This is a genomic window from Croceicoccus marinus (assembly GCF_001661675.2).
In the GTDB taxonomy this organism is placed as follows: domain Bacteria; phylum Pseudomonadota; class Alphaproteobacteria; order Sphingomonadales; family Sphingomonadaceae; genus Croceicoccus; species Croceicoccus marinus.
Genome location: NZ_CP019602.1, coordinates 2,287,737 through 2,308,373, shown reverse-complemented (window position 1 = coordinate 2,308,373; position 20,637 = coordinate 2,287,737). Strand labels below are relative to the sequence as shown.

The window sequence follows — 20,637 nt, the reverse complement described above, 5'->3', positions numbered from 1 at the left end:
AGGTGACAGCCTGTGTAGGACATGTCGCCTGTGTAAACCGGACTGCTACAAAGCTGCGAGCGCGGGCAATAATTCGTCGTAGTGATCGATGACCCGGTCCGCGCCCAGTTCGCCGATCGCCATGCCCGGATAGCCGAAGCTGACCGCGATGGCGGGCATGCCCGCCGCCTGCGCCGCCTTTACGTCGAACGCGGAATCGCCGACGAAGGCCATTGCCCCGCCGCCGCAGCGCTGCGCCAGATGGTGCAGCATGTCGGGCCTTGGCTTGGCGCGCTCGGTGCCCAGCGTGTCGCCGCCCACGATGCAGTCGAAGCGGCCTGCCAGTCCCATCTGCTGCAGCAAATGCACCGCAAGGCTTTCCAGCTTGTTGGTCGCGACCCCCAGCCTGATGCCGCGCGCCGCCAGTTCGTCGAGCGCCCGCTCCAGCCCGTCATAGGCGCGCGTCTCGACCGCGATATGCGCGCGGTAATGATCGAGCAGCTCGGCATAGAGCGGCTCCAGCTCGTCATCCGGCACGCGCTCGCCGCCGCCCAGCGCCCTGGCCAGCAGCTTCTTAGCCCCGCCGCCGATCATCGGGCGCACTTCCTCAAGCCGAAGGGCGGGGCGGCCCGCCATTTGCAAGGCGTGGTTCAGGGCATGCGCGATATCAGGCGCGGTATCGAGCAGCGTGCCGTCGAGGTCGAAACCGACGGCGCCAAAGCGAATGGACGGGAAACTGGTGGACGGGTTCGGGCGTTCGGACATTGCCTGTGCGCGCATGCCTTGCGAGTATGGAAACCGCAACCATTTGCTGGCAAGCCTGCCCGCGAACCTGACGCCTTTTGCATTACCGGAATCGCCGTGACAGAAACGAATGAGCTAGCCATCATCATCCTGGCCGCAGGCAAGGGCACGCGCATGAAAAGCGCGCTGCACAAGGTGCTGCACCCCATCGCCGGCCGGCCGATGATAGAGCATCTGATGGCCAGCGCCGCCGCGCTGAACCCGTCGCGCACCATCGTCGTCACCGGCGATCTGCGCGAACAGGTGGAACGCGCGCTGAAGGGCAAGGCGGATTTCGCGGTGCAGGACCGCCAGCTGGGCACCGGCCACGCGGTGCTGCAGGCGCGCGAGGCGCTTTCGGGCCATTCGGGCGACGTGCTGATCCTGTATGGCGACGTGCCCTTCCTGCGCAGCGCCACGATGCAGGCGATGCAGCGGCGGCTGCACGGCGATGACGCGCCCACCGCGGTGGTGCTGGGCTTCCGGCCCGACGACACAAGGACCTATGGCCGCATCATCGCGGGCGACGATGGCCGCATCGCCAGGATGGTCGAACACAAGGACGCCACCGAGGAAGAGCGCGCCTGCACCTTGTGCAATTCGGGCGTGATGGCCGTCCGGGGGGAGGCTTTGTTTGCGCTGCTCGACCGGGTCGGCAACGACAATGCGCAGGGCGAATATTACCTGCCCGACATCGTCAACCTCGCCGCCGCCGACGGTCAGGCCTGTGCCGTGGTCGAAACCGACGAGGCAAGCGAGGTCGCCGGCATCAACAGCCGCGCCGAACTCGCCGAAGCGGAAGCACAGTGGCAGGATTTCCGCCGGGCCGAGGCGATGGCGGACGGCGTCACCCTGCGCGCGCCGCAGACCGTGTTCTTCAGCTGGGACACCATGCTGGCCGAGGATGTGGTGGTCGAACCCAATGTGGTCTTCGGCCCCGGCGTGAATGTGGCGCCCAATGCAAAGATCCGGGCCTTCAGTCATCTGGAAGGCGCCAGCGTTGGCGAGGGCTGCGAAGTCGGCCCCCATGCCCGCCTGCGCCCCGGCGCAGTGCTTGAAGCGGGCGCCAAGGTCGGCAATTTCGTCGAGGTGAAGAACAGCACTTTGGGCGCGGGGGCCAAGGCCAATCACCTGACCTATCTGGGCGATGCCACGGTGGGTGCGGGCGCGAATATCGGGGCGGGCACGATCACCTGCAACTACGACGGCTATTTCAAGCACCGGACCGAGATCGGGGAGCGCGCCTTCATCGGCTCGAACTCCTCGCTGATCGCCCCGCTTCGGGTCGGCGCCGACGCGATCGTGGCGGCGGGCAGCGCGGTGACCCGCGACGTCGGCGACGGAGAGCTTCGCCTGGTCCGCGGCGAACAGCTGGTAAAGCCAGGCTGGGCAGACCGCTTCCACGACGCGATGAAGAAGAAGCAGAAGGAAGCGAAGTGACGGACCGCTATCAGGGCAAGCCGTTCCTGCGGCTGCTCGACAGCTATGTTCTGGCGGCGACCGGCTGCATGCATGCGGACGCGGAAAAGGCGCTGAAGGACATGGAGCCGCAGATGCGCAAGGCTTATGGGCTGGAGGGCGACTGGAAGTCCATCGTCGAGCAGCGCATGAACTTCCGCCCCGGCATGACGCTGGCCATCCGCGAGGTGTGGAACAAGGGCGCGATCAAATTCATGAAGGCGAACGGCGGCACCCCGCCTGATCCGCGCGAATTCACGCGGCATTTCGTCGACACGCATTTCCCGCACTGACGGGGCAGAAGGAATATGGACTAGATGTGCGGTATTATCGGTATCGTGGGCACGCAGCCCGTAGCGGAGCGCCTGATCGACGGGCTGAAGCGCATGGAATATCGCGGCTATGACAGCGCGGGGATCTGCACGATCCACGACGGCGCGCTGATCCGCCGCCGGGCCGAGGGCAAGCTTGCCAATCTGGCGCGCGAAGTCGCCGCCCGCCCCGCGGCGGGCGAGGTCGGCATCGCGCATACCCGCTGGGCCACCCATGGCGCCCCGACCGAGGCGAATGCCCATCCCCACGCCACGCCGGAAGTGGCGCTGGTGCACAATGGCATCATCGAGAATTTCCGCCCCCTGCGCGAGGAACTGCGCGGGCAGGGCCGCACCTTCGAAAGCGAGACCGACAGCGAGGTCGTGGTCCACCTCCTCTCGCTGCGGATAGAGCAGGGCATGTCGCCCGAAGAAGCGGTGCGCGAAGTGCTGCCGATGCTGCGCGGTGCGTTCGCCCTGGCGATGGCATTTCGCCAGGCGCCCGACATGCTGATCGGCGCGCGGCTCGGCTCGCCCCTGGTGGTGGGCTATGGCGATGGTGAGACCTATCTGGGGTCGGATGCCTTGGCACTGGCGCCGCTGACGCAGGACATCACCTATCTGGAAGAAGGCGACTGGGTCATCGTCACCCGCGATGGCGCGCAGATCTTCGACGCCGATGGCAATCCGGTCGAGCGGCCCGTCACCAAATCGGGCGCCAGCGCGGCAGCGATCGAAAAGGGCAATTACCGCCACTTCATGCAGAAGGAAATTTTCGAGCAGCCGACCGTGGTGGCGCAGACCCTGCGCAGCTATGTCCGCCAGCTTGAACGGACCGTCGCTCTGCCGCAGATCGACTTTGACATTACCCGGATCAACCGCATCACCATCGTCGCATGCGGCACCAGCTTCTATGCCGGAATGGTCGCGAAATATTGGTTCGAGACCTTCGCCCGCGTGCCCGTCGACATCGATGTGGCGTCCGAGTTCCGCTACCGCGATCCAGTGCTGGAACCCGGCGGGCTGGCGCTGTTCATCTCGCAGAGCGGCGAGACGGCCGACACGCTCGCCGCGCTTCGCCATTGCAAGCAGGCGGGTCAGACCATCGCGGTCGTCGTCAACGTGCCGACCAGTTCCATGGCACGCGAGGCGGACCTGCTGCTGCCGACGCATGCCGGGCCGGAGATCGGCGTGGCATCGACCAAGGCGTTCACCTGCCAGCTTGCCGTGCTGGCCGCGCTGGCCGCGCATTTCGCAGTGAAGAAGGGCAGGCTGAGCGCCGCGGAAGAGCGCGCCATCGTCGATCATCTGCTGGAAGCACCGGCATGCCTGAATGCCGCGCTTAACCATGACGATGACATCGCGGCCATGGCGCACCTGATCGCCCCCGCGCGAGACGTGCTCTACATGGGGCGCGGGCCGGACTATCCGCTGGCGCTGGAAGGGGCGCTGAAGCTGAAGGAAATCAGCTATATCCACGCCGAGGGCTATGCGAGCGGCGAGATGAAGCATGGCCCGATCGCGCTGATCGACGATCTGGTGCCGGTGGTGGTGCTTGCCCCTTCGGGGCCGCTGTTCGAAAAGACCGTGTCCAACATGCAGGAAGTGCGCGCCCGCGGCGGCAAGATCGTGCTGATCAGCGACGCGCAAGGCATCGAGGAAGCGGGCGAGGGCTGCCTGGCCACCATCGAGATGCCCAAGGTCCACCCGCTGATCGCGCCTTTGGTCTATGCCGTGCCGGTCCAGTTGCTGGCCTATCACGTCGCCGTCGCAAAGGGCACCGACGTGGACCAGCCGCGCAACCTGGCGAAGTCGGTGACCGTCGAATAGGCGGAGGCAGGAAAACAGCTTCTGGGGGTGATTTGTCTTTCGGACGCTGGCTGGTGCAGCGATTTGGTTTCGGGATAGCGATCGGCGTTGGATATGCCAGCATCGGATTGATCGATAGCGTGTGCCTTGCGCGGAACGTCTCGAGTTCCGGTAAATTAGGAAAGCCCCCTCCAAAGCCACCAAACATGCTTAATTTGTCAATAATTCCAAATATTGATCCATCATAATAAGTTTATTGCACGGTTTGATACGATCCTCGGGGCAATTGGAGAATTCCAATGGACGACGGGGCGGCGAAAATCGCGTGTGATATTCAAGGGTCTTCCGAAGCGATGGAGCTGCGCATCCTGCAGCTTTTCGCTCCTTCACAGCAAAGTCCGATCGTGGCGCATATCCTGGGCGACGATGAAAGACAGGCGCTTTGGCGCGCTGACGCGATCCATAGGGCCAGGAACCTGGCGCAGCTGGACACCCGCAAAAACCCCTCGCTTTGAGGCACGTGCTGTGATTCACTCGGGGCATTGGAAGGAGAGCATCGATGCAGCCACACAGCCTGTTTTCGCTTGCGGAGCACTTGGACCGGCTGAGCAAGGACGGCGATCCGCTGGAGGTTTTGGCGGGCACGGTTGAGTTTGAACGCTTCCGGCCGCTTCTGACCCGCGGGCTTGGCTATAGCGATGGCGCCAAGGGCGGTCGCCCGGCCTTCGATCCCGTGGCGATGTTCAAAGTGCTGGTGGTTCAGGCGCAGCATAATCTGTCGGATGCGCGCATGGAGTTCATGATCAGAGATCGCCTGAGCTGGATGCGCTTCTTCGGCTTCGACCTTGGCGGCGCGATGCCGGACGAGAACACCATCCGTCACTATCGCAACCGGCTCACCGAGAGCGGCACGCTTGAGGCGTTGATGCAGGCGTTCGAACAGCAACTGCGCGAGGCAGGATACCTGGCGATGGGCGGTCAGATCGTCGATGCCACGCTGGTGCCCGCGCCCAAGCAGCGCAACACCGAGGACGAGAAGGCCGCGATCAAAGCCGGCAAGTCAGCCAGGCAGATCTGGCGCAGCAAGCCGAACAAGGCTCACCAGAAGGATGTCGATGCACGCTGGACGTTGAAGATCGGCGGCAAGGTCCGCTATCGTCCCGACGGCACCCCGCTGCCGCAGATCGCCACACCCGTGTTTGGCTACAAGTCGCATATCAGCATCGACCGGCGCTTCGGCTTTATTCGCAAAGCAGCGGTGACATCGGCCGCCGACAGCGACGGGCGCCAGTTGCGCCGGGTGATCGACACCGCCAACACCGCTGGCGATGTCTGGGCCGACAGCGCCTATCGCAGCCAGAAGAACGAGACATGGCTGGCGCGCAACATGCTCACGAGCCGCATCCATCGCAGAAAGCCCAAGGGCAAACCGATGCCCGAGCGCATCGCGCGCGCCAATGCCGCGAAATCGGCCGTGCGGGCCAAGGTGGAGCACGTCTTTGCGCACCAGAAGAATCGCTATGGTCTATTCATCCGGACCATCGGGCTCGCCAGGGCGCAGGCAAAACTCACGCTGGCTAATCTCGCCTACAACTTCGACCGCCTGATCTTCCATGAGCGATGTGCAGCCACGGGATAGGTGCGCCTGAAATCGACAAAAAGGCCCGGAAGCCCAAAGACATCACCGAAAATTGGCCAATCCAACCTTTCCAATAGCGTCTCTCGCGGCAATCCCCGCAACCCGCCCAATCACGGCGCCAAAATCATGGTTGTTGCGGGTGTCCAGCTGGCGTCCTCGCTGGCGAATGTGGCGTCGAACCCTTCAAGGGAATGGCTGAGCGACCGCGCGACGCGCGAGATCGAGGCCCTGTCGAGCCTGTTTGCAAGGCTCGCCCAGGACGATGGCGAAATTTGCGACGTCGAATGTTCCGCGATGCTCGCGGACGTTGTCGACGGGCTGGCGGCCATTTTCGGACAAGCCAGGCACATCGTGTGCGAGGTCAATGTGGAGCCGATCAGCCTGTCGCAGGAAAAACGCCGCGCACTGGTCCTGATCGCCAGCGAACTGATCATCAATACGCTCAAATACGCCTTTCCGTCAGGGCAGGGCGGCCGGATCAGTCTTGTCTTCGGCCAGGACCAGGGCCGCGTTCGCCTCGACGTCCGGGACAATGGGATCGGTCATGTCGCCCATTCCGATACTGGCGGCGGCGAAGGCAGCACGCTCATCGGGCGCCTGGGATCGATACTGGATGCCGAGTTCCAGACGACCCATGGCCTGGAAGCGAAAGGATGGGGCGTCGTGGTGAGCATGCCTGCCGCCCCGGCCTGACCCCGGACGACCGCGCCTTGTGACACGACAGGTCAGCCTGCGCCGCGAAGATGGCGATGGAGGTAGTTGTCGTCGAAGCCGGCGATACGTGTCAGTTTCGCCGGATCGGTGATGGAGAGGCTGCCGCGTTTGAGCGCCATGGCCCCGTGCAATCGCAACTCCTTCAGCACCCGGTTCAGATGGACGGGCGTCATTCCCAAGGCGTCCGCCAGCATGATCTGCGACAGCGGGAGCGCGAAGTGGGGTGCGTCGGAAAGACCGATGTGACGCCCCCGAAGATAGAGTTCGCACATCAGATGCGCCACGCGCTCGATGCTCGTGCGGCGGCCCATGCTCGTGATCCATGAACGCATCGTACCCTCGTCGACAAGCTGGGTGATATACATGGCCCGCTCGAACGAGGGGTGATGGTCCATCAGTTCGTCCATCAATTCCCGGGAGATTGTCGCGACCCTGGCGGAGGTGACGGTCTGGATGCCGTGGTCCATTTCCGCCAGCAGGCCGATATGCAGATCGCAGCAATCGCCCGGCATCAGAAACGCCAGGATCTGCCGCGTTCCGCTCGGCAGTATCTTGTAACGGCAAGCCCACCCTTCGAGAACCACGAACACGGGGCCCGGGCGGTCCCCCTCGCGGATCAGATCGTGCTTGGCCGGCAGCGATCTTGGCTGCGACGTCGCAGCCTCGACCGCGCTGGCCGTCTCGGCATCGAGCGTGCCGAATGTGAGGAGCTTATCGAGAAAGCGATTGGACATGGAGTACTTCTCCCACATCCGATTCAGCTTTTATATTGTTCAAGATTATTGTCGAAAGTTGATTTGGGTAATTGCCACGCCGTTCCGAAGCCGGATAAAGGGATGCCATCGTCGAACCGCATCAGGCTCCGGCGGCTGGGAGATCGAATTGCTCTCGCCTGGACCGGAGCAGACAGATGACGAGCGCACACAACGACGATCCCGGATCGAAATCCTTTCCCGCCGAAGGTGACTCCAATGGCCAGGCAGCCGTGCTGCTGGTCGAAAGCCTCATCCATGCGCTTGTTGCGCGCGCCATCATCACCTCTGCCGACGCCGTCGAGGTTATCGAGGTGGCGTTCGACGTGATCGAGGAGATGTCGGTCGATTCGGGCGAAAGGTCCCCGGCGACGGACAGGTCGATCGCGATCTTGAGCGCCATTCACAAGAGCCTGAAAATCGATACGGATAGCTCGGAATCGAACTGACCACCGTCCGCCGAGCTACGGGCGCATCGGGTCCTTCACCCTTGGGCCATCGTGCCGCCAGGTTTCAAAAAAACCTGGTTTGCCGGCCGCCAGATTTCCGAACCGACCGAGCCCGATCAGTGACCGCAACCGGGCGCCGCCCCATGCCTTTTTGCCATGGACATGCGAGCAGCGCACTTTGATCGAACCCGACCGCGAGCGATCCGGCCCCCCCTCAGGAACGGGCGGTTTCCAACCTCTTGGCGGTCCGGAACGATATCAGCCGCTGCCGTTCCTCGTCCCATAGCGCGAGCCTAATGCCGCTAACGCTCTGGCGGATCGTGACCGTGCCCATTTCGCCCAGCACGGGGTGATCCTTCATGACCTGCGGCAGCCGATAGAACGGTATGCGGCTGACAAGATGATGGATGTGGTGATAGCCGATATTTCCGCTGAGCCAGTGCAGCGCGCGCGGCAGGGCGTAAAAGGAACTGCCGCGTATCGCAGCGGTGTGAAAGCTCCAGTCGTCATCGTCCGACCAGTGGGTTTCCTCGAACTGGTGCTGGACGAAGAACAGCCAGACGCCGAACGATGCCGCAAGCAGGATGATCGGGAAATGGATCAGGAAAACCGCCTCGACCCCCAGCAGCAGCGACATCAGCACGATAAGGACGACGATCGCGCCATTGGTGCCCATGGCGCTGATCCACGGCTTCCACCCACCCTTCATGTCGCCCACCGGCAATCGGTTGCGGAACAGAAACAGGAACGCCGGCCCGATCCCGAACATCACCGCGGGATGGCGGTAGCTACGATAGGCAAAGCGCCGAATGCGCGACATCGACCGATATTCCGCCACGGTATAGGTGTCGATATCGCCAGTCCCGCGCCGCGCCAGATTGCCAGAGGTCGCATGGTGCCGCGCATGGGCCTTTTTCCAGACCGCATAGGGCGTCAGCGTCATCACGCCCAGCACGGCCCCGACCCGGTCGTTCGCGCGCTTGCTGGCGAAAAAGGCGCCGTGGCCGCAATCATGCTGGATGATGAAAAGCCGCAGCATCAAGCCAGCCGCCGGAATGGAAAGAACATAGGCAGCCCAATAGCCTGCCTGCAGGCCGACATAGATCGCGGCCCACAGGCCAACGAACAGGGACAGCGTCAGGACAAGTTCGAAAACGCTGCGAAACGTGGCGGGCCGGGCATAGGCCGACAGCTGCCTGGCCAGTTCCTTCATGAAGACCGCGTCGTCGTCGGAACGGGCCATCAGCATGCGAAACTGCCTGACATGCGATTGGATACGATAATGATCTTCAACTCCTCGCCCGTGGCCGGGCATTGTTCCATGCTTCGCTTCGTGGCCCGGTACGGGTTTGGAAGCGCATTGCTAGTGCCATTCGCGTGAATACCCGCTTGCTGCCACCATTATAATGACAACCGGCTGCGGTGCGCTTGATGACGATCAATCCGATCGGACGAAAGGCGGCCTGATGTCACGCCGCCTCGTTCAATCGGCGATGCAGATAGGTATCGTCGAAACCGGCGATTCGGATCAATTCCCTGATGTCGGCAATGACCAGGGTGCCCTTGGTCAGATACATCACGCCGCGCTTCCTGAATTCGCGCAGCACACGGTTCAGATGGACCGGTGTCATGCCCAGCGCATCGGCCAGAAGGATCTGGCTTAGCGGCATGGCGCAAGCGTCTTCGTCTACCTGCTCGGTCGATTTCAGCCTGAAATACATCTCGCACATCAAATGGGCGACACGCGCTTCGCTGGACCGCCGCCCCATGCTGGCGATCCACGATCGCGCCACGCCCAGATCGACCAGTTGCATCATCCAGAATGCCCGCGTGATCGCCGGACTGCTCTCCATCACATTATCCAGCCGGGGGCGCTCTATGGTTGCGACCAGCGCAGAGGTTACCGTCGCGATCGAATGATCCATCTCGTCCAGGACATTCGTGTGCATGTCGCAGAAATCGCCGGGGAGCATGAACGCCAGGATCTGGCGCGTACCTTCGGGCAGGATCTTGTAGCGGCAACCCCACCCTTCAAGGAACAGGAAGACCGGGCCGGGCCGGTCGCCCTCGCAGATCAGATCCATCTTCGGGGGCAGGCGGCGGGCGGTCGAACAGGCTGCCTCTATCAGGCCCACATCATCGTTCGAAAGCTGAACGCGCCGGGACAGGTTTCTGACAAAGGCGTTTTGCAATTGCGAAGCATCCTGGAGTTGGCTGGATAAACCAAGTTCGGCGGAATTTCTATAGAACAGGCCCAATCCGAAAGCCTTGTTGCGCGGCCATACGCAGCAGGCTGGCATTTACGAAATCTGCCTTTTTGCGGGGCCGAAAACAGAGTTCGTAAGATCAAATCCCCGATCCGATCGATTGTTCCAGCGCAGCAAATCGAAACAAATGCGGCAATCTTGATCATGATTAAGGCTGTCGTCTCAAGACGCGATAACAAGAGAGCTGCCGGGTTTGGGACAGCGATTTCGGATCAATACGTAACCGGCCTGAAAACATTGAATTAAAGAATGAAATGTTCGCGGATTGATGGCCCGGATTACGGTTCCGGACAGGGCGGGCCGTCCTCGAAACATGCCAGACGATCGTTTCGACCGAAGAACGCGATCACGTTAGCCTGATCGATTTGGTCGCGGCAGAAAATCGAAGTCGAGTCTTCTTTGCAATTAGCCTGAGAGGTTCTGCCCCCGCCAGTTCACGGCCTAGGGTCCCATCCCCATGCACACATCTTCAGGCCCACATCCCGAGTAACCCATCCACAGTCACAAGGATCGACAATGAGCGCTGCGAAGACCCTCGACGATCTCTATCTCGACGAACTTCAACATCTCCTGTCAGCCAATGACCAGATGAGACAGATCGTGAGGCTGATGGCGGCAAGGGTTCGCGGCGAAGATCTGGCGGGCATGCTTTCGGACGCGGTGCAAGGCATCGGCAATCACATGATCGTGCTCGAGCGGTTGATCGAAGGTTGCGACATTGCCGAGTTTGGCGGGGAACGATGCAAGGGCATGGAGGGCCTTGTCGAGGAAGCCCGCGAGCATGTGCTGGCAGACGACATCGGCGACGACTTGCGCGCCATAAGCGCGATCGCACAGTTCAGGCGGATGAGCCACTACGGCATTGCAGGCTTTGGCACCGCCAAGGACCTGGCCGAAACACTGGGCAGGGACCGCGACGCCGTCTGGCTGGGCGAGATGCTGGACGACATTTGCGGTGCGGACAGATGCGCGATCGAATTGGCACGTTCTTCCGTTGGTGCCCTGCCGTAAAGGGCGGGGCCTTTGGAGCGAATGGCAACGCTATTGCGCGGCCAATTCCGCATTGCGCCGATGCGATCTGTTGCAAGTTTATATTCCGGCCATAGCTCATTTTGAGCCCAACCGTGAGCGGCCGAATTCCAAAATGACTGCTCTTCACAAAAAAACGGGTCAAGCAATTCCAATTCTGGAAATATATTATGATCGGTCCGGAACGAAAGCATACGCTGTTTGCTTTAGATGAATACAAGATAAATACTGAATGGCAGAGGGGATATGGTCGATAACCGTATATCGATAATAGCGTCAGCTGCGATTTTATTATCGGCTTCGACCAGTGTCTCCGCGCAGGACAAGCCCGCCAATTTCAAGGCGGCGTCCCCCGAAATTGTGACGCGCGGTCCCGACGGAAGGGTGCAGGTCGTGCGGGTGGGCGGCACCGAATACCAGATCTGCGCAAGCGACCGGCAGGACAATTGCATGAACCCCCGCGCCGCGGGCCTTGCCAGGGGCGATCGGCCCTTGCGCTACTGGCCCGGCGAAACCGCCAGCTGGCGCTGATCACCTTATGCGGCGAGCGCAATCGTTGCGCGCCGCCAGAACATATCGATTCAAAATGGAGAAAACACGATGGCAGAGATCCCGGTAAAAGAGAAATCCGACAAGAAGTGGCTTTGGATTATCCTGGCCGTCGTGGCCATAATCCTGCTGGCCTGGTGGCTGCTGGATAACGACGATGGTGACGTCGTCGAATATACCGACAACGACACCGTCGCGACCGAGCCCATGGCCGGTACCGCCATGACCGCGATGGCCATTGGCGATACGGTCAACCTCGACCAGGTGCGCGTTACCGAGCTGACTGGCGACATGGCCTTTCGCGTCGACGCCAACGGCCAGGACATGCTGGTGCTGTTCGATCAGACCCGGACGCCCGGTACCGCCACGGAAGGCGAATTCGACATTAATGTCGGCTCGCTCGTGAACCTCGACGGCACGGTGATGAGCGCAAGCGAGGCACTGCCCGCCGGCGTCATGGCCGAGATCCCCGCCGGTACCGAAAGCTACATCTACGCAACCGACATCGAAATGGTGAGCTGAAGCCTTGCCGCCAATTCGGGCGGCAATGCACCTCCCCCCAAGAACGAAGGAATTTAACCATGCGTCATGACACACGCTACGAACATCTCGACTCGCTTGACAATTACGAACTCGAGCACGAATCGCAGGATATCCGTGGCCGTCCGCTGGTCAGCCCGACCGGCGAGAAATACGGCATCATTACCGACCTGCTCGTTGGTAGGGACAAGAACCGCGTCGAGGCGGTTCGCCTGGAAGACGGCCGTTGTTGCGCCGTCGGCCCGCTGGAAATCCATGATGACGCCGTTGTCTATGGCGAGGCATCGATGGCCCATGCCAAGGAAGGCGGCGCCGCAGTTTCCGAGGAAGTCATTCCCGTGGTCGAGGAACGCGTCGCAATCGGCAAGCGCACCGCTGACCATGGCAAGTCCATCGGCGTAAGGTCGCGGGTCGTGTCCGATACCGTGTCCGAAGACGTCGCTTTGCGCGACGAGACGGTCAGCGTCGACACCCGCGAAGTGGACCGCCGCGTCTCGGGCCGCGAAGCCGACAAGCTGCTCGACGGCAAGACGGTGACCATGACCGAGCATGACGAGGAACTCGTCGTCGCCAAGGATGCGGTCGTCACCGACGAGGTCGTGCTGAAGAAGACCGGCAAGGACCGCGTCGAGCATGTCGAGGAAACCGTGCGCCACACGGAAGTCGACGTCGACAAGAATGCGAACGACAGCCGGGGCCGCGACCGCCGCTGATCGTCGCCAGAGCGACTAATGCGCGGGCCGGATGTCGCCAATCGACATCCGGCCCGTTCGCGTGAACCGAAGGACATTTTCATGACAGCCGACAACATCGATCCGCAAACCGGGAAGCCGGGCGACCAGACCGTCACCATCCCCGTCGTCGAGGAGCGCCTGGTGGTCGGGAAGCGGCCAATCGATGGCCATTCGGTGTCCGTAACGACGCGCCCGGTGACCGAATCCGTGACCGTCGCCGAAGAATTGGCGCAGGAGGATCTCTCGGTCGAGCGCGTAGCCGTGGGGCGTGTCGTCGATCGGCATCCGGAAATCCGGGAAGAGGGCGACGTCACCATCATCCCGGTCGTCGAAGAACGGCTGAAGGTCACGATCGAAATGGTACTGCGCGAGGAAATCCACCTCCGCCGCACGAAACGCACCGTCACCGACAGCAGGGAAATCGAACTGACCCGCACCGAGGTCGATATCGACCGGACCTAACGCCGGTCGCCGACCGTCAGCTTCCGGATGATCGATCCCGGAAGTCCGCAATCAATTCCATGGGCAGGCCGTCTCCGGTCCATATACCGAGATGCCCAGGCCAGCCGTCATTTCCCTCCGGGTAAGCCCTTCATCCAACCGGAATGCCGAAGGCCGAATTGCAGTCGACGTTACGGCATCCATTGGCGTTTCCGCTTTTGCATAACGCGCCTGGCACGCTAGGTTCCGATGCAACGATCGGGGGAGGAAACACCGGGTGACATATCGCAAGCTTCTGCTGCTGGCAGGCGCACCGCTGCTGCTGGCAGCCGGACCGGATAAGCAGGCCGAACTGACGCTCGACGAGGACAAGGGCTATCTCAGCGCGCATGCGCTGGACGTGATCGTGTTCGACGACATCTATCCCGATGGCCACCAGACCGGCGTCACGATCATACAGCACGGCCGCAGGGTTGCCGCCAACGGAGACGTGCGGCTTGAGCCCGAGCCCGGCCAATGGTCCCCCATGCCGATCTCCGCGGGCGAGCGGACCATCGATCCGGCGACCGGCACCATCCGGCAGACGCTGTCCTACCCCGATCCTGCCAAAGACGGACGCGGCTTCAACCCGATCTTCTATCCCGATCTCGATCTGGCCTATACCGTGTCCGTCACGCCGTCCGACGGAGGTGCGTTTCGCATCACGGTCGATCTCGACAAGCCACTGCCGCCCGAATGGGTCGGGCGAGTGGGCTTCAACATGGAGCTTTTTCCGGGCGAATTGTTCGGCAAGGCCTGGCTGATGGATGACGCTGCCGGGCTGTTCAACCGCCAGCCCGAAGGTCCGATGGTCACGGCAAGCGGCGGGACGGTGGCCGTTCCGCGCAATGTCCAGGCGAATGGGCCGGTGCAGGATCCCAACGATCAGGCGCTCGCCGCGCCGCTGGCGAGCGGCCAGCTGCTGACCGTCGCGCCTGAAAGCGCATTGCAGCGCATCAGCTTCCGCAATGTCGGAGCGGGCGAGCTGCAGCTGATCGACGGGCGATCGGCGCATAACAACGGCTGGTACATCGTCCGCACGCCGATCCCCGCCGGCGCGACCAAAAACGCGGTGGAGTGGATCGTCACGCCGAAGACCGTGGCCGACTGGAGCTATCAGCCGGTCATCCAGGTCTCGCAGCTTGGCTACGCGCCCGCCCAGCCCAAGCGCGCGGTGATAGAGACGGCCGCCGGCAGCGCCACTGCAGGCGAGGCGACGCTCTACCGCCTGACTGCGCAGGGCCGCGAGCCGGTACTGTCGGCCGTGCCCGACCAATGGGGCGACTTCCTGCGCTATGATTATGCGCTGCTGGACTTCAGCGCGGTTAAGGTGCCCGGCCTGTACGAGATCGAGTACGGCGGCGCGACCTCGAACACGTTCCGCATCGATCCGCTGGTCTATTCGCGCCACGCCTGGCAGCCGACGCTGGAATATTTCCTGCCCGTGCAGATGTGTCACATGCGCGTGAACGAGAAATACCGGATCTGGCACGGACTCGACCACCTAGACGATGCGTTGATGGCCCCGACCGGGCTGAACCATATCGACGGGTACGTTCAGGGACCCTCCACGCTGACCGGGTACGAGCCGGGCGACATGGTGCCCGGGCTCGACCGCGGCGGGTGGCATGACGCGGGCGACTACGATCTGCGCGTGGAATCGCAGATCGGCACGACCTGGATGCTCGCCAAGATGGTCGAGGAATTCGACCTCGATTATGACGCGACCACCATCGACCAGGCGAACCGGCTGGTCGAGATCCACGACCCGGACGGCGTCAATGACGCGGTCCAGCAGATCGAGCATGGGCTTCTCAGCGTGCTGGGCGGCTATCGCTCGCTGGGCAGGCTGTACCGCGGCATCATCACGCCAAGCCTGCGCGCCTATGTCATGCTGGGGGACGCGGCGAACCACACCGATAATATCTCTAGAAAGCCCGTCGATGGCCTCGGCCTGGACACCAGCGGCAATCCGATCGCGTGGGACGACCGCTGGGTCTTTACCGAGGATAATCCCGACCGCGAGCTCTATGTCGCCGGCGGGCTAGCTGCGGCGGGCCGGGTGATGCGGGCCAAGGGGTCGCCGCTGGGGCAGGAGGCCATCGACGCCGCAAGCGCCATCGCGGCGCAGGCGCTGGACCGATCGCAGAACGTATCGAACAAGACCTTCGCGCTGGCGGAGCTTGCGCAATCGACCGGAGACGAGGCCTATATCGCGCAGCTTGCCGCGATGGAGGGCGCGATCATCGAGGATATTGCCGACAGCGGATGGCGGCTGGCATCAATCGAGAATCGCCTGCCCGCGGGCTTTCGCCAGCGGCTGGCAGCGGCGGTCGCCGAACATCAGCGCAAGGTGGAGCAGAGCGCCCGCACTGACAGCCCCTATGGCGTCCCGTACGAACCCGAAATCTGGGGTGCGGGCTGGACCATCCAGTCGCTTGGCGTGCGCCAATGGTTCTTCCACAAGGGCTGGCCCGAAGCCACGTCGACGGACGGCTTCTTGAGCGCGCTGAACTTCGTGCTTGGCGTCCATCCGGGGGAAAACCGCGCCAGCTTCGTGTCGGGCGTCGGCGCGCAATCCGCGACCGTGGCCTATGGCGTCAACCGGGCCGACTGGTCGTATATCCCGGGGGGCGTCATTTCAGGCACCAATCTCGTGCGGCCGGATTTGCCCGAGCTTAAGGAATGGCCCTATTTCTGGCAGCAGGGCGAATATGTGATGGGCGGCGGGGCAACGAACTACATGTTCCTGGCCCTGGCGGCGGACGCGCTCTACGGGGGAAAGGCGGCGCCCGCCGATTGACGGGCGCGCTGCCGGTCCGGCGTGGCAGTCGGGCGGCCGCGGCCAGCCCCGACTGCCACGGGCCTACTCGGGCGGCATGCCGGAGTAGTCCGCGCCGTACACGGCATCGCGGAAATCGTGGTGTAGCGCATTGTCGAACGGCACCTTCTGGGTCGCGAACACGACCGCCATGTCCTGCGCCGGATCGACCCAGAACAGCATCGACGGCAGGCCGTCCCAGAAGAATTCGCCGACCGTGCCCCTGTTCTCTTCCGGCGACTGCGGCGGGGCGGTGCGCACGAAGAAGTCGAGGCCGAAGCCGCCCGTTCCCTTGGTCGGCAGCCACATGCGGTTTTCCGCCGGGATGCGCGGGTCGAGCATGTCCGTCGACATCAGACGGATCGTCTCGGGCTTCAGGATGCGGCGGCCGTCCAACTCGCCTTCGTTCAGCAGCATGCGGGCAAAGCGCATGTAATCGTCGACCGTGGTGACGATCCCCGCGCCGCCCATCGTCATGGGTTTTCCGGCGAAATTCGCATTGAGCCATGCTTCGCGCGGCATGGGGGACAAGGCGCCGTTCTCATCAGCGACATAGATGCGGGCAAGACGGTCAAGATCGCCGCTGTCGCGCTTCCACGCGCTGTCGGTCATGCCCAGCGGGGTGAAGATGTGCGCGGCGACATAGTCGTCGAATGCCATGCCCGAAAGCACCTCGACAAGCCGGGCCTGGACGTCGACGCTGGCGGAATAGACCCAGCGCGTACCCGGATCGGCCAGCAGCGGCACCTGCGCCATCTTCTGCGAGAATTCGGCCAGCGTGTTGTCGGCCGACAGCGGCTGCAAGCGTTCCCAGACGACATCCGCCGGTTCCTGCGATCCGCCATAGGTAAAACCCGCGGTATGGCGCAGCACATCGCGGATCGTCGGCGGGCGCGAGGGATCGCGCAGCACCGGTTCGCCGTCGCTGCCGATCCCGGTCGCGACCTTCAAATTCCTGTATTCGGGAAGATGCCAGTACAGCGGATCGTCCAACCCGAACCGACCCTGCTCCCAAAGCTGCATCAGCGCGATGCCGGTGACAGGCTTGGTCATCGAGAAGATCTGGACCAGCGTATCACGCTCGAACGCACGGTCGTCCTCGCGCGAGGCAAGGCCCGCGCGTTCGAAGCACAGCTCGCGGCCGTCCTTCCAGATCAGGGCCGATGCGCCCACCGTGCGGCCCTGCGTCACCGCGCTGTCCAGGAAGGTGGCGACCGCCGGGCAATCCGGGGCGAAGGCACTGCCGGAAGCGATGTCGGATGCCGGGACGCTCGCGCAGGCAGCCAGCCCGAACGCGCTTGCCAGCGCCATGCCTTGCTTGATCATGTTGTCACCCCATCCATCCATCCGCGTTCGGGCCGTGGCGACTGTGCCACGGCCCGCACGCCTTATGCTTTTGTCCGCTGCGACCCGGTGCGATCCCTACTTGGGCAGGACCCGCACCGGTCCGGTGATCGTGAAGCTGGTCGCCGCACCCGGAGCCGCTGCGAGGCCCGGCCGCGACACCGGTTGGCCGCCGCCAAGCCACAGATTGACCTCTCCGGGGCGCACCGCGCGCACGCCCTGTGCATCGACGGTGCTCAGGTCGCGCTCGTCCAGCGTGAAGCTGACCGTGCGCGTCTCGCCCTGCGCCAGATGGATGCGGTCGAAGGCGGCGAGCGAGCGGATCGGCTGTTCCGGCATGCCGGGCCGCGAGAGATAGAGCTGCACCACCTCGTCGCTGTCCATCGCGCCGGTATTGGCGACCTCGACCGCGACGGTGACGGAGCCATCCGTGTTCACCGATGCCACCGGGTTCGAATAGGCGAAGCTGGTGTAGCTGAGCCCGTGGCCGAAGGGATAGAGCACTTCGCCCTTGTGGTACTTGTAGGTACGGTTCCGCATCGAATAATCGGTAAAGGCGGGCAGATCGTCCAGATCGCGATAGAAGGTCACCGGCAGGCGTCCGGCGGGGCTGTAGTCGCCCGCGATCAGCTGCGCGACAGCGTGGCCGCCGCTGCCGCCGGGGTACCACGCCTCGACGATGGCGGGCACGTTCTGGTCCGCCCAGTTCACGGCCAGCGCGCTGCCGTTCATCAGCACCAGCACCGTCGGCTTGCCGACCGCCTGTACCTGCTGCAACAGGTCCTGCTGCGGCTTGGGCAGGTCGATCCTGGTGCGGTCGCCGCCCGAGAAGCCCTCGGCCTCGACGCGCATTTCCTCGCCCTCGATCCGGGCGGAAAGCCCGCCGACGAAGATCACCAAATCGGCATTGCGCGCCGCTTCGACCGCGCGCGCGCCGGTGTCGCCGGGGCGGTTCCACACCAGCCACTGCTCCCCGCGCTGGCCGCGCTGCCAGGCCTCCACCCGGATCGGATAGATCTTCCCGGCCTCAAGCGTCGTGGTGCCCGACAGGATAGAGGGCGCGTCGCCCACGCCCCATTCCTCGACCACCGGTTTGCCGTCCACATAGACGCGGTAGCCGTTTTCGGATGCGAAGCGGAAATTATAGGTGCCGGTTTCGGGCGCCTTGATGAAGCCGGTCCAGCGGATCGACGTCTCGCGGCCGTCGCTGCGCCATTGCACATAGGGGCGCTCCTCGACACTCGTCTCGGTCGGCGTGCCTTCCAGATTGACGTTGTCGAAATGCTCCGCCGTCAAGCCCTGGCGGGTGCATGCCGCATCGGCGCACAGGACCGAGGCATCGACATCGGCCTCGGGCGCGCCGATCAGGCCGGTGCCCTGCAGATAGTCGATCTGGCTGTCCGGAAAACGCGCCCGCAGCCCGTCCAGCACCGTCACCGGATCGCCCGGCGTGCCATAGTAATTGCCGACCAGAGTGTCGAAACTGTCCGCATTGGGGCCCAGCACCGCTATGCGGCGCGGCGCATCTGTGATCGGCAGCAGATTGCCTTCGTTCTTGAGCAGCACCATCGAGGCTTTTGCCATCTCGAGCGACTTGGCGCGGTGTTCGGGCGTGTCGAACTCCTGTGCCGTGATGTCGGCCCAGGGCAGGGTTTCGTAAGGATCGAACATGCCCAGCTTCATGCGCGCGGTGAACAGGCGGACCAGCGCGCGGTCGAGCACCTCTATCGGCAATACGCCGGTCTGCACACCCTCGACGATCTGCTCTGGCTCGGTCGTCAGCTCGTTGCGATAATCGCCGCAGATGACGTCCATGCCGGCCTTGAAGCCCAGCGCGACGCCCTTCACCCGGTCGAGTTCATAGGCCAGCGCATCCTCGCGGTAGATATTGGCCGCGCCGCCGCAATCGGTGACGACATAGCCGTCGAAGCCCCAGTCGTTGCGCAGCCGCTCCTCCATCAGGAACTCGCTGGCGCAGGCCGGGATGCCATAGAGCGCGTTATAGGCGCACATGATCGAGCCGACCTCGCCCTCGATCACGGTCTTGCGGAACGCGGGCAGATAGGTTTCCTCAAGGTCGCGGGCGCTGGGGTGGAAATCCTGCTCGTGCCGGCCCCATTCGGGGCCCGAGTGCACGGCGTAATGCTTCGACGTGGCGATCGTCTTGTAATATTTCGGATCGTCGCCCTGCAGCCCGCCGATGAAGGCATTGGCGATCTCGCCGGTCAGGACCGGATCCTCGCCATAGGTTTCCTGCCCGCGACCCCAGCGCGGATCGCGGAAGATGTTGATGTTGGGCGACCACACGGTCAGCCCCTGGTAGAACCCGCTCGACCCGTCGGGCTGCAGCGTGTCGAGATATTTGGCGCGGAATTCGTCCGAGATGATCGTCGCGCTTTCGTGCATCCGATCGGTGTCCCACGTCGCCGCCATGCCGATGGCCTGCGGAAAGACGGTGGCGATGCCGGCGCGGGCCACGCCGTGCAGCCCCTCGTTCCACCAGTTATAGCCCGGAACCTTCAGCCGCGGGATCGGCGGCGCGGTGTGACCGGCCTGGCGGGCCTTCTCCTCCAGCGTCATGCGCGAGACGAGATCCTGCGCGCGCGCCTCGAAATCGAGCGAGGTGTCGAGATAGGCGGGCTGGCCGGCCGGCGCGGGTGCGGATGCGGCCTGGTCCTGCGCCATGGGCGCGGCGCACCCGGCGGCCAGTGCCGCCAGGCTGATGACCATGGGCACGGCGAAACGTGCGAGACGATTGTTCACGGGGCTTGCTCTCCACTGGCGGCCAGGGTGCCGTCGATTGTTCTATGGAAGACCAGTGCCTTGACGCGCCCGCACGGTCAAGAGGTAGCGCTACCATAATTAGAATTCTGACGGTTCGCCCAATACGCGATCCCGGCGCGTCACCCGCGTTTACGGCACTGCGAATTCAGTATTCCTCAACGATCTTCGTTCATCGTGCGAATGTCCTTTTCAGAG

At 63.4% G+C, this 20,637-nt stretch carries 19 protein-coding genes; 13 read left to right on the top strand and 6 right to left on the bottom strand.

Going from position 1 to position 20,637, the window contains the following annotated elements:
• Window positions 1–45: 45 nt before the first annotated feature.
• Window positions 46–744, bottom strand: coding sequence for an HAD family hydrolase (locus A9D14_RS11030; protein WP_066848975.1), 699 nt, complete (start codon window positions 742–744; stop codon window positions 46–48).
• 153 nt (window positions 745–897) lie between these two features.
• Between A9D14_RS11030 and glmU the strand changes: the two genes are divergently transcribed.
• The 6 genes from glmU to A9D14_RS11000 all read left to right on the top strand — a co-directional run bounded on the left by glmU (window position 898) and on the right by A9D14_RS11000 (window position 6,672).
• A complete protein-coding gene (glmU, locus tag A9D14_RS11025) occupies window positions 898–2,202 on the top strand; it encodes a bifunctional UDP-N-acetylglucosamine diphosphorylase/glucosamine-1-phosphate N-acetyltransferase GlmU (RefSeq protein ID WP_232468939.1) in 1,305 nt (434 codons plus the stop codon).
• Window positions 2,199–2,513: a hypothetical protein gene (locus A9D14_RS11020; protein ID WP_066846374.1), complete on the top strand. Its 315-nt coding sequence runs from the start codon at window positions 2,199–2,201 to the stop codon at window positions 2,511–2,513. Before glmU ends, A9D14_RS11020 begins: the two co-directional genes overlap by 4 nt.
• Window positions 2,514–2,537: 24 nt before the next feature.
• A complete protein-coding gene (glmS, locus tag A9D14_RS11015; RefSeq protein ID WP_066846370.1) occupies window positions 2,538–4,361 on the top strand; it encodes a glutamine--fructose-6-phosphate transaminase (isomerizing) in 1,824 nt (607 codons plus the stop codon).
• Between the two features lie 278 nt (window positions 4,362–4,639).
• Window positions 4,640–4,855, top strand: a complete 216-nt coding sequence (locus A9D14_RS11010) for a hypothetical protein (protein ID WP_066846367.1) — start codon at window positions 4,640–4,642, stop codon at window positions 4,853–4,855.
• Window positions 4,856–4,899: 44 nt separating this feature from the next.
• Window positions 4,900–5,979 (top strand): transposase, encoded by a 1,080-nt coding sequence (locus A9D14_RS11005; protein WP_066846364.1) that lies wholly within the window; start codon window positions 4,900–4,902, stop codon window positions 5,977–5,979.
• Between the two features lie 126 nt (window positions 5,980–6,105).
• Complete coding sequence (locus A9D14_RS11000; protein ID WP_066846361.1) at window positions 6,106–6,672, top strand: ATP-binding protein; 567 nt, start codon at window positions 6,106–6,108, stop codon at window positions 6,670–6,672.
• A 32-nt stretch (window positions 6,673–6,704) separates the two neighbouring features.
• On the opposite strand, the gene A9D14_RS10995 is transcribed toward A9D14_RS11000, so the two are convergent.
• Window positions 6,705–7,427, bottom strand: coding sequence for a Crp/Fnr family transcriptional regulator (locus A9D14_RS10995; protein WP_066846358.1), 723 nt, complete (start codon window positions 7,425–7,427; stop codon window positions 6,705–6,707).
• A 176-nt stretch (window positions 7,428–7,603) separates the two neighbouring features.
• On the opposite strand from A9D14_RS10995, the gene A9D14_RS10990 reads away from it, so the two are divergent.
• Window positions 7,604–7,894 carry a hypothetical protein gene (locus tag A9D14_RS10990; RefSeq protein ID WP_066846355.1) on the top strand — a complete coding sequence of 97 codons (291 nt, stop codon included), beginning with the start codon at window positions 7,604–7,606 and terminating at the stop codon, window positions 7,892–7,894.
• A gap of 214 nt (window positions 7,895–8,108) precedes the next feature.
• Here A9D14_RS10990 and A9D14_RS10985 read toward each other — a convergent pair whose 3' ends face one another.
• On the bottom strand, window positions 8,109–9,137 hold the full coding sequence (locus A9D14_RS10985; RefSeq protein ID WP_066848970.1) for a fatty acid desaturase: 1,029 nt from the start codon (window positions 9,135–9,137) through the stop codon (window positions 8,109–8,111).
• Window positions 9,138–9,363: 226 nt separating this feature from the next.
• Window positions 9,364–10,086: a Crp/Fnr family transcriptional regulator gene (locus A9D14_RS10980; RefSeq protein ID WP_066848966.1), complete on the bottom strand. Its 723-nt coding sequence runs from the start codon at window positions 10,084–10,086 to the stop codon at window positions 9,364–9,366.
• 591 nt (window positions 10,087–10,677) lie between these two features.
• Here A9D14_RS10980 and A9D14_RS10975 point away from each other — a divergent pair.
• The 6 genes from A9D14_RS10975 (at window position 10,678) to A9D14_RS10955 (ending at window position 16,296) form a co-directional block, all read left to right on the top strand.
• Window positions 10,678–11,172: a YciE/YciF ferroxidase family protein gene (locus A9D14_RS10975; RefSeq protein WP_066846351.1), complete on the top strand. Its 495-nt coding sequence runs from the start codon at window positions 10,678–10,680 to the stop codon at window positions 11,170–11,172.
• 264 nt (window positions 11,173–11,436) lie between these two features.
• A complete protein-coding gene (locus tag A9D14_RS19830) occupies window positions 11,437–11,721 on the top strand; it encodes a hypothetical protein (RefSeq protein WP_198302009.1) in 285 nt (94 codons plus the stop codon).
• A 69-nt stretch (window positions 11,722–11,790) separates the two neighbouring features.
• Window positions 11,791–12,261 (top strand): hypothetical protein, encoded by a 471-nt coding sequence (locus tag A9D14_RS10970; RefSeq protein ID WP_066846350.1) that lies wholly within the window; start codon window positions 11,791–11,793, stop codon window positions 12,259–12,261.
• A 59-nt stretch (window positions 12,262–12,320) separates the two neighbouring features.
• Window positions 12,321–12,992 carry a YsnF/AvaK domain-containing protein gene (locus A9D14_RS10965; protein WP_066846347.1) on the top strand — a complete coding sequence of 224 codons (672 nt, stop codon included), beginning with the start codon at window positions 12,321–12,323 and terminating at the stop codon, window positions 12,990–12,992.
• Window positions 12,993–13,073: 81 nt separating this feature from the next.
• Window positions 13,074–13,475: a YsnF/AvaK domain-containing protein gene (locus A9D14_RS10960; protein ID WP_157668198.1), complete on the top strand. Its 402-nt coding sequence runs from the start codon at window positions 13,074–13,076 to the stop codon at window positions 13,473–13,475.
• A gap of 256 nt (window positions 13,476–13,731) precedes the next feature.
• Complete coding sequence (locus tag A9D14_RS10955) at window positions 13,732–16,296, top strand: cellulase N-terminal Ig-like domain-containing protein (protein WP_066846341.1); 2,565 nt, start codon at window positions 13,732–13,734, stop codon at window positions 16,294–16,296.
• A gap of 63 nt (window positions 16,297–16,359) precedes the next feature.
• Here A9D14_RS10955 and A9D14_RS10950 read toward each other — a convergent pair whose 3' ends face one another.
• Window positions 16,360–17,640 (bottom strand): serine hydrolase domain-containing protein, encoded by a 1,281-nt coding sequence (locus tag A9D14_RS10950; RefSeq protein ID WP_066848963.1) that lies wholly within the window; start codon window positions 17,638–17,640, stop codon window positions 16,360–16,362.
• A 96-nt stretch (window positions 17,641–17,736) separates the two neighbouring features.
• Complete coding sequence (locus A9D14_RS10945; RefSeq protein WP_198302008.1) at window positions 17,737–20,421, bottom strand: glycoside hydrolase family 3 C-terminal domain-containing protein; 2,685 nt, start codon at window positions 20,419–20,421, stop codon at window positions 17,737–17,739.
• Window positions 20,422–20,637: the final 216 nt, after the last annotated feature.